Source organism: Psychrobacter sp. P11F6 (genome assembly GCF_001435295.1).
In the GTDB taxonomy this organism is placed as follows: domain Bacteria; phylum Pseudomonadota; class Gammaproteobacteria; order Pseudomonadales; family Moraxellaceae; genus Psychrobacter.
The window spans coordinates 854,117-870,598 of the sequence record NZ_CM003594.1 but is presented as its reverse complement, the minus strand read 5'-3'; the positions used below and the strand labels follow the sequence as shown (position 1 = coordinate 870,598).

The 16,482-nt window shown below is 44.2% G+C and carries 13 protein-coding genes; 4 read left to right on the top strand and 9 right to left on the bottom strand.

Annotated features, from left to right (window positions below; translation table 11 throughout):
* Positions 1–64 precede the first annotated feature (64 nt).
* A complete protein-coding gene (gene nadC / locus AK822_RS03695) occupies positions 65–925 on the bottom strand; it encodes a carboxylating nicotinate-nucleotide diphosphorylase (protein WP_060490596.1) in 861 nt (286 codons plus the stop codon).
* Positions 926–1,095: 170 nt separating this feature from the next.
* Entirely contained in the window at positions 1,096–2,184 is a 1,089-nt protein-coding gene (locus AK822_RS15085) for an NUDIX hydrolase (RefSeq protein ID WP_060490595.1), read from the bottom strand.
* Between the two features lie 285 nt (positions 2,185–2,469).
* On the opposite strand from AK822_RS15085, the gene nadA reads away from it, so the two are divergent.
* The 3 genes from nadA to AK822_RS03675 all read left to right on the top strand — a co-directional run bounded on the left by nadA (position 2,470) and on the right by AK822_RS03675 (position 6,490).
* Entirely contained in the window at positions 2,470–3,609 is a 1,140-nt protein-coding gene (gene nadA / locus AK822_RS03685) for a quinolinate synthase NadA (RefSeq protein WP_060490594.1), read from the top strand.
* Position 3,610: 1 nt separating this feature from the next.
* Complete coding sequence (gene nadB, locus AK822_RS03680; RefSeq protein ID WP_060490593.1) at positions 3,611–5,518, top strand: L-aspartate oxidase; 1,908 nt, start codon at positions 3,611–3,613, stop codon at positions 5,516–5,518.
* Positions 5,519–5,596: 78 nt separating this feature from the next.
* Positions 5,597–6,490: a phosphatidate cytidylyltransferase gene (locus AK822_RS03675; protein ID WP_060490592.1), complete on the top strand. Its 894-nt coding sequence runs from the start codon at positions 5,597–5,599 to the stop codon at positions 6,488–6,490.
* Positions 6,491–6,497: 7 nt separating this feature from the next.
* Here the strand turns inward: AK822_RS03675 and AK822_RS03670 are convergent, their stop codons facing one another.
* The 3 genes from AK822_RS03670 to AK822_RS03660 are packed head-to-tail and all read right to left on the bottom strand — an operon-like array spanning position 6,498 to position 11,318.
* A complete protein-coding gene (locus AK822_RS03670) occupies positions 6,498–7,313 on the bottom strand; it encodes an SDR family NAD(P)-dependent oxidoreductase (protein ID WP_060490591.1) in 816 nt (271 codons plus the stop codon).
* Between the two features lie 8 nt (positions 7,314–7,321).
* The gene (locus AK822_RS03665; RefSeq protein WP_060490590.1) at positions 7,322–8,524 is read right to left on the bottom strand and encodes a patatin-like phospholipase family protein; all 1,203 of its coding nucleotides are present in this window, start codon (positions 8,522–8,524) and stop codon (positions 7,322–7,324) included.
* The gene (locus AK822_RS03660) at positions 8,517–11,318 is read right to left on the bottom strand and encodes an alpha/beta fold hydrolase (protein WP_060490589.1); all 2,802 of its coding nucleotides are present in this window, start codon (positions 11,316–11,318) and stop codon (positions 8,517–8,519) included. Before AK822_RS03660 ends, AK822_RS03665 begins: the two co-directional genes overlap by 8 nt.
* A gap of 269 nt (positions 11,319–11,587) precedes the next feature.
* On the opposite strand from AK822_RS03660, the gene AK822_RS03655 reads away from it, so the two are divergent.
* Positions 11,588–12,499, top strand: coding sequence for a LysO family transporter (locus AK822_RS03655; RefSeq protein WP_060490588.1), 912 nt, complete (start codon positions 11,588–11,590; stop codon positions 12,497–12,499).
* 28 nt (positions 12,500–12,527) lie between these two features.
* On the opposite strand, the gene AK822_RS03650 is transcribed toward AK822_RS03655, so the two are convergent.
* The 4 genes from AK822_RS03650 to AK822_RS03635 all read right to left on the bottom strand — a co-directional run bounded on the left by AK822_RS03650 (position 12,528) and on the right by AK822_RS03635 (position 16,434).
* Positions 12,528–13,181, bottom strand: a complete 654-nt coding sequence (locus AK822_RS03650; protein ID WP_060490587.1) for an OmpA family protein — start codon at positions 13,179–13,181, stop codon at positions 12,528–12,530.
* A gap of 70 nt (positions 13,182–13,251) precedes the next feature.
* The gene (locus AK822_RS03645; protein WP_060490586.1) at positions 13,252–14,448 is read right to left on the bottom strand and encodes a hypothetical protein; all 1,197 of its coding nucleotides are present in this window, start codon (positions 14,446–14,448) and stop codon (positions 13,252–13,254) included.
* 60 nt (positions 14,449–14,508) lie between these two features.
* Positions 14,509–15,135: an OmpA family protein gene (locus AK822_RS03640; protein ID WP_060490585.1), complete on the bottom strand. Its 627-nt coding sequence runs from the start codon at positions 15,133–15,135 to the stop codon at positions 14,509–14,511.
* 30 nt (positions 15,136–15,165) lie between these two features.
* The gene (locus AK822_RS03635) at positions 15,166–16,434 is read right to left on the bottom strand and encodes an FAD-dependent monooxygenase (protein ID WP_060490584.1); all 1,269 of its coding nucleotides are present in this window, start codon (positions 16,432–16,434) and stop codon (positions 15,166–15,168) included.
* Positions 16,435–16,482: the final 48 nt, after the last annotated feature.

Here is a 16,482-nt window from a genome sequence, read left to right as displayed (position 1 = left end):
CATAAAGCCTAATCGCTAAAACAGGTATGTGAAGACAGGCAGGTGAAGACAGCCATGTTGAAAATCATGCACTAAAATCAAGACCAATATCTAATGCCGTGGTACTGTGCGTCAAATAACCCATGGCAATAAAATCAACACCCGTTTTTGCCGCGGCTTGCACCGTTTCAGGAGTAATACCACCTGAAGCTTCTGTTCTAGCGCGACCTTTACACATCGTTACTGCCTGCGCTAGCATTTCAGGGGACATATTATCTAATAGCACCAAGCTCACGCCAGCGTCTAATGCCTGCGCTAGTTGCGCTAAATTATCGACTTCTACTTCGATGGGAATTAAATGCCCAGCGAAGTTTTGTGCTTGTCTAATCGCAGTCTTTATATCACCAGCGATAGCAATATGATTGTCTTTGATTAAAATAGCATCATCCAGTCCCAAACGATGGTTGCGCCCGCCGCCGCAGCGTACCGCGTACTTTTGTACAATGCGCAAGCCTGGAATGGTCTTACGTGTACAAGTAATTTGCGCAGGATACTCTGCCACACTATCTACAATTTTTCTGGTATCTGTCGCAATGCCACTCAAGTGGGTCATAAAATTGAGCGCGGTACGTTCTGCTGTCAGCAAATGGCGCGCATTACCACGCACACTAGCCAAGACTGTACCCGCATCAACCCATTCACCATCAGCAACTTGAGCCACAAACTCAATCTGAGAATCAACCATCGCAAACGATAAACGTGCCAAATCCATACCACATATCACGCCTGCTTGCCGCGCTTTAATCTCTAACTTCGCTTGCATATCGGCTGGAATGGTGGCTTGTGATGTGACATCCCCGCGTCTGCCCAAATCCTCAGTTAGCGCAGCTTCAACTAAAGGTTTGAGCAATACGTCATCCAATGCTGGTTCTTTTTTAACTGTCATTTTTAACCCTTAAATAAACGTGGCGTTCATATATGCTGATGCAATTAAACTCAAAATGAGCATAAATATAGCGTAAAGTTAACAGCCTCGCAAGGAACCGTCATCATTTTGTGCGGCCGATAGGGTTTTATAATCATCAAAATAAAGATGGCAAGGTAGTATATTGACGCCTATTTACGCTTAGGCAACTTACTATCCATCAATAAGCTTTGTAGTTCAATATCATGACGAAATCGATAAAGCTTGGCAGGACGACCACGTTGGGCGCTACTACTCTGTCCTGTTTCCATCACAAGTTTTTGTGAATCTAGCAAACGACGGAAATTTTGCTTGTGCAAGCGCACTCCTGAGAGCGCTTCTACGCTTTGTTGTAATTGTGACAAGGTAAATACATCTGGCATCAAGCCAAAAATAAGCGGTCGGTATTCAATTTTGGCACGCAGCCGTGAAATAGCCGTTGCAATCACTCGGCGATGATCATAATACATCGGCACCCCAATGAGCTGTGACCAGTTTTCAGGTAGCTTATTCTGATGGCTCGGTTGGTGAGCACTTTGATGGACGCTTTGATGATTCATTGAATAGCTGGGTGGATAGTTTGGTGCTTCCGGTATCAGCCCCGCTTCATACAGCATCTCATAGCGCAGTAACACATGCTCAGCGACCCACTCTCTATTTTCATAATGCTCATAGGCTGTGTATTCATTATCCGCATTTTCACTTGTGGTCATATCACCCACTAAGAGCGCTTCACTTACACCCCAACATAAACCAATACGCTGACGGCGGCGCTGCTGGATGCCTGAATCTTTAGCGCTATCTGCCCAGCTCAATAATCCTGGCACAATATTACTCATAATGATGCTAGGTATGCCATCCAAATGATTTTCCCAAGGAAAGTAATCATACCAATCGCGCCACAATGCTTGGCTTTGTAGCTGCTGCGTTTGTGTCTCTTGCACCAGTCCCAAATAGCTCACGTAGACCAATGCGTGACCATCAACATTGCGCCTATTGGTATCGACAAAGGTATAGAGCTGCTCCAAATAACCAAGTGGTTGCTGTGTTTGCTCCTCAACCCATTGGCGCACACCCGCTTGCAATGAGCGATGCAACGGCATCAATGGACCATTGGGTAACAGCTTTCCTTGATCAACGGTTAAGACCCGAGCGGTATGCTCAGTAATGGCGACTAGCACGGCCACGACTTCTGTGGTGCCACTACCTTGCTGATGCGCGTGTGAATAAGACAACGTCATGACTTTAGTGATTACCTTTTATTTTAATTATTAAATAAAGCTCAACTGCTAAGCTGTTGACCATTTGCTCAGTATAGCTTGAATCAACGACTATCATAGTTCGTGGTTGTAATTATATAAAATGAGTCTTTGTAAATCATAAATGTACAAATCATAAATGTATAAAAAATACTTGTATTTATGCTCAAAATGAGCATAATTAAAACATCTGATTAGCCAGCGGTATTAATTGACTTATTTTTAGCGGCATATTGCTTGTCGTTACTGCCTAAAAGGTTTGCATCTATGAAAACTTATCCTTACGACGCGCCCATCATGAGTAATGACAATCGTATTGCCACTCAAATGAATATTGAATATGCCAAAGCTAAAATGCCAGCAGACTTGCCGCGTTCTGAACGTCTCACAGTCGAGGAAAACATTAAACAGCTATTAAATGCGCATAATGCAGTATTGGTCGCCCATTATTATGTCGACCCCTTTATTCAGGATTTGGCATTGGCAACGGGCGGCTGTGTGGGTGATTCGCTGGAGATGGCACGCTTTGGGCAAGCGCATAGCGCCCAGACCTTAGTGGTCGCTGGCGTCCGCTTTATGGGTGAGTCGGCGAAAATCTTAAGTATGGAAAAAACAGTACTGATGCCAGACCTAGAAGCCGAGTGTTCGCTTGATTTGGGCTGCCCTGCTGACGAGTTCTCCGCATTTTGTGATGCTCACCCTGAGCGTACAGTTGTCGTTTACGCCAATACCAGCGCCGCCGTCAAAGCTTGTGCCGACTGGGTGGTGACGTCATCGGTTGGCATCGACATCATTCGCCATTTGCATGCTAATGGTGAAAAAATCATCTGGGGGCCTGATCGCCATTTAGGTAAATATATTGCTGCTGAGACTGGCGCAGATATGCTGCTTTGGCAAGGCTCGTGCCTCGTACATAATGAGTTTAAAGCGACCGAGCTGATGCAATTAAAAGAGGATCATCCAAACGCCAAAGTATTGGTGCATCCTGAATCCCCTGATAGCGTGGTGGCGCTCGCCGATGTGGTCGGCTCGACCAGTAAGCTGTTGCAATCGACTTATGAGATGGATGCCGATACCTTTATCGTCGCCACCGATTTGGGTATTTTGCACGAAATGCAAAAACGCTCACCATATAAGCGCTTCTTAGCTGCACCTACTGCAGGTGAAAGCGCCAGTTGTAAGAGTTGCGCGTTTTGCCCATGGATGGCGATGAATGGTCTACAAGGTATCGAGCAATGCCTGATCAATAATAGCGGTGAAGTATTAATGACACCTGAGCTGGCAGTCGCGGCTAGAAAACCCTTGCAACGCATGCTTGATTTTGCCGAATCACAAAAACAGCGTGTGACAGCGAGCGGCGATATTGTCAAAGACCGTGAGTTATTTGCCAATGTCGGGGCTGCCTAATATGAGCGCGGCATTGAAAGCGGAATCATTAGGTCTCGATAGCCCTGCTGCTATGGTACAAAATGACGTACTTATCATTGGCGCGGGATTAGCAGGCTTAAGCACGGCTCTAGCATTACCAAAATCGCTAAACATTACCGTATTGAGCAAAGCCGCCTTGGAAGTCTGTTCCAGTCATTATGCCCAAGGTGGTATCGCGGCAAGCTTGGATAAAGAGGACTCTGTCGCTGACCATATCGCCGATACCCTAATCGCTGGCGCAGGGTTATGCGAAGCTGACAATACCAGCAGCATTTTAAGTGCCGGGCAACAGGCCGTCCAATGGCTATGTGAGCAAGGTGTGCCTTTTACCCAAATACCGCAAGAAGATAATGCAAAACCTGTCACCAAACTACAGACTGAACTACAAACTGCCGACTTACATTTAACCAAAGAAGGCGGGCATGGTTGCAGGCGGGTCGCACATGCGGATGATGCGACTGGTCGACACATAATGGAAGCCTTGACTATAAAGGCGAAAAACGCTGCCAATATCACTATTTTACCTTATCATGAAGCGCTGAGCCTTTTAACAGACAGTGCCAATACAAATAAGCAATGCCAAGGGGCGCAAGTTTTTGATCATAATAATCAACGACAACTGACTTTTTATAGTCGCGCAGTCGTACTGGCTAGTGGTGGCATGGGTCAATTATTTAAGCGTGCCAGTGCACCCAACGTCTGTGTCGGCGATGGTGTGATGATGGCGTGGCAAGCAGGCTGCCGATTAGCAAATTTAGAATTTATCCAATTTCATCCGACGGGCTTAGCAGTGGCAGACAGCAGTTTTTTAATATCTGAAGCCTTACGCGGTGAAGGGGGGCATCTGACCTGTCCACAAACCGGTGCGCGCTTTATGTTGGAAATTGATGAGCGGGCAGAATTGGCACCGCGCGATATCGTCGCTCGCGCCATCGCTGAGCAGATCAGTAATAACGGACTTGGCTACGTACATTTAGATGTCAGTCATTTACCAGATCAATTTTTACGAGAACACTTCCCGCAGATTTATAAAACGCTATTAGAGCTTGGTATTGATATCACGAAACAACCTATCCCCGTTGCCCCGACTGCGCATTATAGTTGCGGTGGCGTGGTTACTGACGCCAATGGTGTAACCGATGTAGCAGGGCTTTATGCAGCTGGCGAAGTTGCCTATACAGGTTTGCATGGGGCTAACCGCTTAGCAAGTAATTCACTTTTAGAATGTGTAGTCGTTGGGCGCAATATCGCCGCTGACTTACCACGATATTTAAAAGCATTAGAAAACCTAACTCCCGTTGCCAGTTATGATCACTCGAACTTATTAGCAACTGCCATTTGGACAGCACCAACGCTCAAAGATATTCAAACTATTAAGCTTCCTTCTTCTCCTACCATTCTATTTAATTTATCTCATTGTGATGACACTGATATCATTACCCATGATTATGCTGGCAAAATAGTCACAGAATTGAAAGTTTTAATGACTTCCTATATGGGTATCACCCGAAATGCCGAATCATTAGAGCAAATGTTAATACAGATACAGCAATGGCTTGAAAAAACTAGGTTAAATCAGTCCAGTATGAGTACTTTAGATAGTACTATCACTGCTAATGAGCTGACACTATTTCAATTAGCACGACAATTACAATTAGCCACATTGGTTATTCAGTCAGCTTATCAGCGTTATGAGAGTCGCGGTGGTCACTATCGTCAAGACTATCCACATTTGGCATCCACACCTCAAACCAGTGTGATTGCGCCATTATCGAAGTTGAGAGAAGCTGACAAAACAGGTAGCAAAGAGGGTGGCATTGATTGGCTGCTTCAGCCTATAATCGATGACACAGAGGCTAGAGTGGTAAATACAATTGCTAACATCTAACAGCAATTGGAGGCTGCCACTTTAGCCATGACAAAACGGTAATTCACCGTTTTCTATTGAACTCAAAGTGCTAAAAACATGGCTTCTGATTTACGGTTTGTGATCGTTCTAATGCTAGTCGTCAGTTCGGTTTGGGCGATGCTTGCCCTACCTCGCTTACGTCAGCGCTTACCGAAAATCTATTTAATCGCGCGCTCATGGTGGCTCATGTTAGCGGCGCTTTGTGCTTGTTATGTCATCGCTAAGGTAACGGATCATAGCCAACCCTTACAGGCTCACACATACCCCTACCAGTGGCTGCTCATCGCTTTTTTCGTTTTAATTGGTCTGCGTGGCGGCTATGAGATCAAACGCTTATGGTGTCTGCGCAACAAAGCTGTGCTGATTGAGAAACTACAAGCGCGCGGTCTACAACCCAAGATATTGCCTTTTAGCCAAACCTCTTCCCATTCTACTCCAGCTTATACGCGTCTAAATCTGTTAGACCTAATCTTTAGCTTTGCTTTTATCACAATGATTGTCAGTCTCATTGCTTTACAACAATTAATCTGGCAGCGCGAGCAGTATGGCGTTTTATTTTTTGTGTTATTCGCCAGTCAATTTAATGATATTGCCCAGTATTTATGCGGACGATTGCTTGGTCACAAGCTGTTTACGCGTGGTCTTGCCCCAACCATTAGCCCGAATAAAAGTATCGAAGGCGCTCTTTTCGGCAGTATGCTAGCAGCGATATTGGCAACGCTATTAGGCATTTGGCTCACGCCTTTTAACTGGTGGATTTGCTTATTAGCCGCTTACGGCTTAGCGGTCAGTGGTATCGCTGGAGATTTATTAGAGTCCGCCTTTAAACGTCAGCATGGGGTTAAAGACACGGGTACGATGCTCGCCGGACATGGCGGCGTATTAGACAGAGTAGATAGCTTGCTCATTGGCGTGCCGCTATTTACCTTGTTTTATTGGCTGCTTGGGTAACCTGTTATCAAGTAATTTTATCCAATTTACTGCGCAATATCCAGTTAAGCATAGGCTTAGGTAAATGATTCAGCGCCCGTGTGATATAGCGCATGGAGCATGGAAATATGGCCAGCTCAATATTTTTATCAATGGCTTGCATAACATGCTTCACCGCCGTTTGCGTATTTATTATGAATGGCTTATGACTGGCATCGCCGTCATTCAAATCGCGTAATGCTTGAGTATCGATATAGCCTGAGGCGATGCAGTTGACTTGGATGTGATACGGCGCAAGTGCCGCTCGATAAGCGCTTGCAGTCGCAATCATCGCGCGTTTGCTTTTGGCATAAAGGCTGGCATAAGGATAATCCATAGTACCGGCGATAGAAGCGATACAAATCAGGCTGAGTTTGTTGCTTTTATTAAAATCCACTGAATAACTTTGCTGTTTTAATTGCTCACTTGCCCACCTAAAAACTTGCTCGAACGCTTGCAGATTAATCGCTAGCATTTTATCGCTGTCAGCTTGACTCAGATGATGAATACGCTCATTGGTGTAACTACCCGCGCTATAAATTACTCTTTGAAAACTAATATCTGACAAGTTATCTACCAACGTTTGTGTTTGCGCGCTATCGGTTAAATCACAGCAGTGAGTAGCAATATCAGGATACTGACTATTGATACGGGCTATCTTCTCTACGCTATGACCAACCACGCTCACTTGCCAGCCAAGCGCCTGATGATGCAGCGCCAACGCCAAGCCAAGTCCACTCGTACCGCCAAAAACGACAATATGCGATGGCTTATGAGTGGAAGTAGATTGTGTAATATTTTTCATTTGTGCGTTCATAGACCATGCTGCTGTATATATTCAGCCGTACGCTGATAGCCATATTGCCATTGCGCCTGCATTTGCTGCACAAAACCGTCATAGTCACTGTGAAGGAGCTCAACAGTCAGTTGTTTTATGTTAAAACGCTTTTGTACATGCTGTCCTGCCAACTGCTGACCATTATCTGCAAAGGGTAACCAATGCAATTGATGGCTATTTCTTTCTGACTTCATAAGTGATGACGTTTCCATTGGCTCATAACCATGCACCTGTGCCAAACGCTCATTGGGGTCAAAACCAAAAACGCGCTGAATCGCAGGTGCCGCCAGCCATGAATCATAACCTGCCTTGGTCTCTGCAAATACCGTCTGCCCTAGCTGACATGCCAGCTCGATCGGAGTGAGATTAATCACCCCACCTAAGCACCACCCCAAATCGTCTATATGCGTTGGCGGTAGATAATACATATCTGCCATAGAAGCACGAACCGCTGGATTGAATTCCCACTGCTTTACGATATTTACTGACTGATGAATACGCCTATCGGCAAACGTATGCGCAGGTGCGTTAAGTATTTCATCAAAATGCTCTGATACTCCCAAACACGGTGGCGCAAATAATAACTCTTGTAGTTTAAACTCATCGTAAACAGAGCTGTCAGTAGTAAGCGTTTGATTGCTGGGTTGATTGGGCGCTTGATACAGTCGACTGGCAATAATGGCTATCTCTGGCGCGGTAGGGTTATATAGATTATTGTGATTAGGAGAAAAATGAGACAATTCATCGAGCCATTGCCCCTCGTTATCTATCCGAAACATCGCTAAATACTGCAACTCATCCAATAGTCGTTTGTAGCTGTCTGATTGCTGCTGTTTTTGTCTTTTACCTCTTTGTTTTGATAACTGCCAACGTTTAAGCGCCTGAGTCATATAACGCATTTTTAAACGTTTATTGGCTTCGTCGGGCGCAACATGTCTAATCGCAATAATGACACGATACAACTCACGACTGCACATGAGCGCCTGTAAATCCTTGGGGTCAGGCGCTAAATTAACCAAATAAGCCGACAGACTACCACCGCAAGTGCCAACAATCATATCTGGCTTTAAATCATGGGCAACCAATGCCGCATAACTGCCCAAATAATAGCCAAAACATGAACCGCCCCCTGAAAAAAGTTGCACACGCTCATAGGGCTTGGCATGCGTATTATTCATGATTGGTTGAGGTGATTTTAATTGCCAATGACACGGTAAAGATACCAAAACGATCGATACGCATAGCGACTTTCTTAAAGCCAGCATTTTCAACCAATTGATCCATTTCCGCTTGCGAGCGACAGCGCATCACCCAACTGCTACCGCGATGATTGTTTAAGGTTTTACTAATGAATTCCTGCTCAGGATGCCAAGGCTGATTGGTATAAAGTACATAACCACCAGATTTTAAACTTGCATAAATGCCTGCCAATGCCGTCGTTGGTAGCGTATTGTCAGAAAATAATTCAAAAACCCCAGAAGCAATGGCGATATCAAATTTTTTATCGTCAAGGCCTTTAGCATCAAGGCCTTTAGTCTTGTCACTTCCCTTCTGTTCATGAGAATAACTAGCAGGGTCAAATGCATCTTTTTGACAAGTCGTCATGCGATCAGCAATCTCTAATTGCTCCGCCTTTGCCTGTAACGCTTGGATATTATGCTGCTCATAATCGCGTAGCTCAGCATATAAGTTTTCAAACTCTGTCAATAAATCAAACGCATAAAAGCCATGTCCACTAGCGATATCTAGTAGTTTTGGTTGGTATGGTTTAGTAATGCTCTGGTTTTTGTCTTCAATATCTGCCAGAGCCTCCCGTGCGAGTTCTAATATATGCTCGCGGCGAATACGAATTCCTTGCCAACCAATATTGCTTAAGTAAAACTTATCGACCGCCTGACCAAATTTATTTTGACCACTAGGCTGATTATAATAAACGTGATCGAGCGAGTGACCAGAATCAAATCCATGCTCCAGTCCTGTAGCAATCGCGTCGCTGACATGACCAAATTTTTGTATGGCAAATCGAGTAATGGCAAAGCTTGGGTTAAAGGGTTTAATCGCTAAACGGTCAACCTTATCTTTACTGGCACTATTCATATGCGCCAAGCTCAAATCAGGCGCTTCAGTGTCCTTACTGAATACTTGCTCAGCGAAATTAATACAATCGGCGAAGACATCCGCTTTATTGGTCTCATGAAAGATTGCATGATAGCTGTCTGGATATAATTGCCAGCGTTTATCAGTCGTATTAATTGCCTCATAAAAATCGCGCTCTGCCTGCTTGTCGACCACGTAATCTTTACCTGCACATAATACAAACGTCGGTACAGTAATAGCGCTAGCATCATCGAGCAAGCGTTGACCGGTTGCATGAGTATCGATAAGCAGATCAGTTGAAATACTATTAGAAATCAGTGGATCGGCATTATAAGCTTGCTGCGCTTCTTTATCATGGGTTAATACTTGCGCCTTGACGTAGCTGCTCACGCGTGACATCAGTCCAAGCGCGCGAGCCACCTTTAGCGACGGTATGGCAAATGGCATGTATAAACGAATACTCAACGCTGGTGTACCCAATATCATGCCGCGAATATTTGGCGCATAATCATGTACCCATGCTGCTGCGAGTACTGCGCCGATACTACTGGCAACGATTAACGTATCCTCGATAGCAATGCCCGTTTGCCCGATAACCAATTGTACAAAATCGTCTAAATCGCGCTCAAGCTCGGTGACACTTTCGGCATGGTCTTTGATACCACCTGAGCACCCATTACCGCGCGCATCCCAAGCGAATACTTGATAGCCTGCAATGGCAAACTGCTCTCCAAGTTCTGCTAAGCGTCCCGAATGCTCGTGACCACGATGTAACAGAATGACTTGACGCAAAGGCTGACTGGCTTGTTTGATACCCTCTAAAGGCATCGTCAGCCAATAGCGGTAATAAATCGCCGTGCCATCGTAAGCATTGTAGCAACTTTCACCGCTTATCAATTTGGAAGACGATAAATTGAGCGTATCGCTAACCTGCTCCACTTTTTCATGACTATCGAGAGGGGTGGTTGGCATTGTCTTAGGCTCCAAAAAGGAAGTTTTAATAGCAGAATTTGATAAAGGGACATTTAATGAAGAAAAATTTGATAGAGGATAGCTTAATAAAGAATAATTTGATGAAACAGCATCGAAAAATAGCGTATTGGGTTGACCAACATTCTCTTGGCAACCAAGAAGAAAAACTGATTTATGCGATGATTCTGCTATTGACTCAATACTGTCTAAACAGTTTGAGCGTAGCACAGGTGGTTTACGCATCAAGTATAAATTTGCCATATAACGCAGCCGATTCAAGCAGGTTTTTAGTAGCAGCGCCTCTGTCAGTATCAATAGTGGACTCACTTTGATATGCGATAGCATGATCGGCATTTTAGTCGCCATGAAAGCGCCAAGCAAACCTAGTAGAAAAGCACGATCGCTTTTGCCTAAAGGCCCTTGGTTTGCTCTAATGTCTAACATCGTATTACTAGTGATACCTAGTAACTCAGTGCTGATACTAAGCGCAATCAGACCGATAATATGACGCTGATGGATTGATATACGGTTTGGTAAATTGACTGCCGACGCTTGTAAGTTACCATTAGCAAGATGAGGAGCTAAACTTGCGATAAGCGCCGTATCAGCCACGATATCGCCCACTTCATTCAAAACTGCCCCAAGCCTTGAGGCTTGCCCATGCTCACGCGCCATCATGCCATCGATAGCATTGAGCGCCATACGCACAAACAGTGATGAAGGTAACAGCAACCATAATGCCTGCTGCTCAGTTGCGGGTTTGGCAATCATATAGGCCGTACCAAGGCTCAGTACTACGGCTGACACCGTCACTTGATTGGCAGTCACCTTTTGCTCGACCAACGCATCACTTATTGGGCGCAGCTGATCTTGAAACTGAGACTTGAGCTGATATAGCGACATGAGGCAAGCCAAATATAGTAAGTCTATTAATGTAGCAACAAAAGTTGGTCAGGTAAATACTTAAGCGTTGTTAGCAGTCAAATTATCATGAGTGAAATCCTGACTTACGGCTTAGTGATTTAGGATTTTATCTTAACGCTCAATAGTTGGTCGTTAAACAGTCGGCTTTTACAAGGAATCTTAGCCGCTCATGGCAGCATTGATCGTTTCATGTGATACAATTTCCAGCTTCTTAAAAACGCCTTTGAAAATGCCGCGAGCCAATCACCATGCAAAGCCTAGTTACCCTTGTTCTGGTATTAATGCCAATGTTTATTGGCTTTGCCATTCCTTCTCATCCAACCATGACAAAGCTTGCAGATAAAGGCTTATCTTATCTGGTATTTATCATCTTAGCGCTGATTGGTATCGAGCTGTCACAAGTTGAAGGACTTGGCAGTCAGATAGGCGAAATTGCCCTTTATGTGACTATATTATCGATATTGACAATTGGCAGTGGTTTGTTTGCCCTGATGCTATTTGACCGAATGCGTCCATGGCATGCCAAAAAACCCAGCGTAAAATCTAAAGAACATCGCGTGAGTATCCGTGGTAGCCTCGCTCAAGTTATTTGTGTGGTCATTGGTATGGTGATTGGTTATTTCTTACCAGACAATTATATGCCGCCTGAAAATACCATGACGGTGATGCTGATGATATTAATTTTGTTGGTCGGCATTGGCTTAAAAGGCTCAGGTATTACGCTAAAAGAAGTGCTGCTGAATAAGCGCGGCGTTGAGATGAGTGTCATCTTTACACTAGCTGTACTGGTTGGTGGCTTGATATTTTCGCTGATATTCAGTGAAGTATCGTGGACCAAAGGCTTGGCACTGGCGTCAGGATTTGGTTGGTATTCGCTATCAGCAATCGTCATGACCGATGCTTATGGCGCGGTTTGGGGCAGTGTCGCGCTATTTAATGACTTGGTGCGTGAGTTTTTTGCGTTGATATTTATTCCCGTGTTTATGCGTAAATATCCATCAGCAGCCGTAGGACTTGGCGGCGCGACGAGCTTGGACTTTACCCTGCCAATCATTCAACAATCAGGTGGTCTAAAGGTCGTGCCATTGGCGATTAGTTTTGGCTTTATTATTAATATTGTCTCGCCAGTGCTGATGGTGGTATTTTCGGCGTTGGGGTAGTTTTTATTACTTTCAAAAACTATTAAAGTCAAAATATCTGACAGCTTTCTCCATTACTATTATTGAAATTACTATTATTGAAGTTTTCAATATTATTTTTGGTATCAACGAATACTGCATATAGGCGACGGTTGTATCGGTCAGTTTCTTCAGTATCAGAAGAAGCAACAGGTTGCTCTGCCCCATAACCATGAGTTTTAATGCGATTACAATTGACTTGATATTTAGAAATCAAAAAGTTTTTAAATCTTTCGGCACGATTGTTGGCAAGGGTTTGATAGCCCTGGCTTTCTTCGCGTGTACTTATATGAGCCTCAATAACTATCATTATATCTAAGCGCTTTTGCATTAGCGCACCTACTCTATCCAACTCTTCAAAATACTTGCTATCTATCTCACTACTATTTTCATCATAATAGACTCTAACTTCTCCTTTTATGAAATTCTTGTCAGTAATTTCTAATGAAGGTGGGCAGCCGTTCTCATCTATCATAACGTTTGAAGGTGTGTTTGGGCAATAATCCAATTTGTCCGAAACACCATCGCCATCTGAATCAATCTCTGCTTGCATCGTCCTGATATTTTCATCTTTAGGTATCTTTTTAGACGGCGCAGTTGTAGTAGTTTGACAGCCAGCTAAAGCAATAGATGCTATTAATAATAAAACGCTATAAAGTCTCATCAGTAGACTTCCTCTATACAATTCAATACTACTTTAGCATTCGTAAAAAATTAATTAAGAAAAGTATAATCTAAGCCATCTCTAGATTTTTTTCCACCTGACAAACTCTATCATGCCACTCGATAAAAGCATCAATAGCTTGCGTAGCTGCTGTATTTCTATCAATCGTTTCTTTACCAGAAAAACTCTCGACATAATGACAAGCACGATAGCCTTGGGTAAAACGATCATAGTCAACAATCCACTGTTTACGCGCTTTTAACTCATCTTGACGTTGCTCAATGCTACTATCTATATCTGTGTTCTCAGAGCCAAACCCAAAATTCTTAGCAGGGATATCTTTAGCTAACTTCTTATTTTCAACTTCATTCATACGCCACGGCTTGGCAGTAATCCGCGCTCGAAAGCACTGTTGCACCTGACACAGACGAACGTAATTGGTATCCGCATGGAAATACGCAAACCATTCTTCGACCACGTTATCACTTGGCGAAATGATATCGTGTGTGGCAATAATGCGAAATCCTGCTGGCGTTTGATATAAACGAAAACATTCGATAGGATGATTCGCAACACGTTTTTTGATTAAATCCGTCATATAGGGCAGTAGTAAGGCGGCGTCATCGGCATATTTTTGCGCGCGGGTCTTGTCTCTGGCACTGGCTTGTTGCCACAAATAAGCAGTGGCACCAAACATAACTACTAACAGCCATAACCATGACAACCCCAACCAAGCGATAACACTGGCGATGAGTATAAAAACAACAACAAAAAACCAAATTTTAATTTTGCTGGCGGGATTGTTTTGATTAATGAGAAAGGCAGGCATAAAGCCATGATGGTTATAATCATCAGGATAGATATGACTCAATAAATCTTCATTATCAACATCAATAATAGCGATGTTATCAACGTTGGCGACTTGTGCACCGTAGCTGTTACGCGTAACGATAAGCTTCGTTACTGCTGCACTATTATTAGATAATTCATTTTCTGGAAAATCATGCTTATCAATAATCTCTTCACGAATAGGAATGCTATTGCCTTCGTTATACTCTTCCTTGCGCTCACGACGTAAAATATCTTCACCTGCCAGCCAGCGATGATGCGCCTCATTGACTCGTGATTTAGCATGGGATAGCGCTTCCATTTGGCTGATATCTGACCAACCATAACGTTTAATGGTCGCTTGTCTAGCAGGCTTGTTAGGCGTCTCGCGCAATTCAAAGCGCTGCTTGTATTGCGCCCAGTATTTGGGGATGAGCATGGTGTTTTGCCTTGGAGTATTTGGATTAAACGACTGGTCAATAATTGATAAAAACTTGATTTAAAATTTAACGCAGATGCCGTTTTTTAAATTGATAGGATACTCATTATCAGGTTCAGTTAATAAACCATAGACCCGACGATTAAAAGACCTCCCCTCATCCGTATCATTGGGTGCGATAGGCGCTCTAGCCTCACAATTTAAAGGCGTCAAACGACTAGGCTCTATATTATGTTTTAATAAAAGATAGTTTTTGACCATCAGCGCCCTATTTTTAGGTAATGAGGGTAACTTTTTATTAATTTCATCTTCTGAAGCATGGGCTTCAATTTTAAAGATAGCGATATCATACTCTTTCATTCTTGCCGCTACTTTATCCAGCTCAACATGATATTTAGATGTTAATTCACTGCTGCCCTTAGCAAAAAAGGCACGGTATTCCATTTTTAGGCCTATCCCTGGCATCGTAAAAGGACAACCCCTTTCATCTGTTACCACATTTCTTGGAGTGGCTGGACATTGATCCAAATCATCAGGCACGCCGTCACCGTCGCTATCCAAATTAACTACAACTGTTGGTATGTTGACGGTTGGACTTGTTTGCTTAGACACATCCGCCGTTTGGCAACCTGTTAGCCCTAATGCACCTATCATGATTGGCGCTATTGTCAATAATTTAACGTTCATATTTCACTTTTCCGTAAGTTAAAGCTATTCCTAAACCCCACTCGCCTGCTTAGCAAACAGTCTCATTAATGGCTTAATTTTGCCAACGCGATACATACCTTCATTACGAATTTGTTGAATAGGACGCATCTGTGCAAGTGACCCTGCGAATAGCCAATTAAGCGCGGAAAAGCTGTGCATCATTATACTATTATGCGGACGACGCAAACGCTCGTAACTACGCAACGTTTGATTGCTGCCCCAACTGGTTCCACCACTACGTTCAAAATCATGTGCCAATTGCTCGCTTAAGGCCTGTACATCGAGCATGCCTAAATTCAACCCTTGACCCGCCAGCGGATGCACGCCATGCGCCGCATCACCGATCAAGACTAAGTTGTCCGCGACGTAGCTTTTCGCTTGTTGCGCGGTCAGTGGAAAGCTAGCGATTGACTCAATCTGAGTGATAGCACCTAGCTCATAGTTACTGGCAGCAGCCAATTTATCAGCAATGACGCGCGCGTCCTCCTCTATCAACGCCAATGCTTGATTGCGAGGCAATGTCCATACGATCGACTGCCAGTGCTCTGGGTTGGCTTTGTCTTCATCAGTAATATCAGCGAGCGGCAATAGTGCCAGCGTACCTGTGGGCAGCATTGCTTGGCGCGCAGTCGCTTGATGCGGTTTTTCGGTGTGAATCGCACAGCAAATAGCGGTTTGCTTATAATCAAGTGTATCGAGCCCAATCGCCGCTTGCTGACGCACAAATGAGCCACGACCATCGGCACCAACCAGCAGAGCCGCTGCTATAGCAGTATGATCATCTAAAGTCACACGGTAGCCTTGCTCTGCACCCAGCCAATCCATATTGATAACTTTATGTCCAGCGATGACGGTTAAATAGTCACTGACATCATCCTCAGATAAACGCTGCCATAACGCATGTTCAATGACGGCAGGCTCAACCATGCTGCCGAGCATTTGCGGTAGCGTAGTATTAGAATGATTATCACCACTGTCGCCAAATAATAGCTCGCCCATGCCGTTTAGCTGCCACACCTGCATTTGTGAGTAGTCCGCTTTACGCTCAGAGGCAGCAATTTTTTGCCACGCGCCGACATCGTTGAGCAAGTTAATACTGGCCAGGCTCAGTGCATAAACGCGCGCATCCCGCTTGCCAAGCACCTGTTGCCATTCTGAGTCATCACGTGCAGGGCGAGCATCAATTAACGTCACAGGCATTTTTGCTTGTGCCAACTTTAAAGCAAGCGTTGCCCCAACAATACCGCTACCGATAATCAGCGTATGATTATTCTTCATAAGTTATTCCTACATTTAAGTGCAATCGTATAGAACATTGGTCTAGAC

Excerpts from the sequence above, each read along its gene's own strand:
- nadC (WP_060490596.1), bottom strand. The coding sequence starts at position 925 with ATGACAGTTAAAAAAGAACCAGCATTGGATGACGTATTGCTCAAACCT.
- AK822_RS15085 (WP_060490595.1), bottom strand. The coding sequence starts at position 2,184 with ATGACGTTGTCTTATTCACACGCGCATCAGCAAGGTAGTGGCACCACA.
- nadA (WP_060490594.1), top strand. The coding sequence starts at position 2,470 with ATGAAAACTTATCCTTACGACGCGCCCATCATGAGTAATGACAATCGT.
- nadB (WP_060490593.1), top strand. The coding sequence starts at position 3,611 with ATGAGCGCGGCATTGAAAGCGGAATCATTAGGTCTCGATAGCCCTGCT.
- AK822_RS03675 (WP_060490592.1), top strand. The coding sequence starts at position 5,597 with ATGGCTTCTGATTTACGGTTTGTGATCGTTCTAATGCTAGTCGTCAGT.
- AK822_RS03670 (WP_060490591.1), bottom strand. The coding sequence starts at position 7,313 with ATGAAAAATATTACACAATCTACTTCCACTCATAAGCCATCGCATATT.
- AK822_RS03665 (WP_060490590.1), bottom strand. The coding sequence starts at position 8,524 with ATGAATAATACGCATGCCAAGCCCTATGAGCGTGTGCAACTTTTTTCA.
- AK822_RS03660 (WP_060490589.1), bottom strand. The coding sequence starts at position 11,318 with ATGTCGCTATATCAGCTCAAGTCTCAGTTTCAAGATCAGCTGCGCCCA.
- AK822_RS03655 (WP_060490588.1), top strand. The coding sequence starts at position 11,588 with ATGCAAAGCCTAGTTACCCTTGTTCTGGTATTAATGCCAATGTTTATT.
- AK822_RS03650 (WP_060490587.1), bottom strand. The coding sequence starts at position 13,181 with ATGAGACTTTATAGCGTTTTATTATTAATAGCATCTATTGCTTTAGCT.
- AK822_RS03645 (WP_060490586.1), bottom strand. The coding sequence starts at position 14,448 with ATGCTCATCCCCAAATACTGGGCGCAATACAAGCAGCGCTTTGAATTG.
- AK822_RS03640 (WP_060490585.1), bottom strand. The coding sequence starts at position 15,135 with ATGAACGTTAAATTATTGACAATAGCGCCAATCATGATAGGTGCATTA.
- AK822_RS03635 (WP_060490584.1), bottom strand. The coding sequence starts at position 16,434 with ATGAAGAATAATCATACGCTGATTATCGGTAGCGGTATTGTTGGGGCA.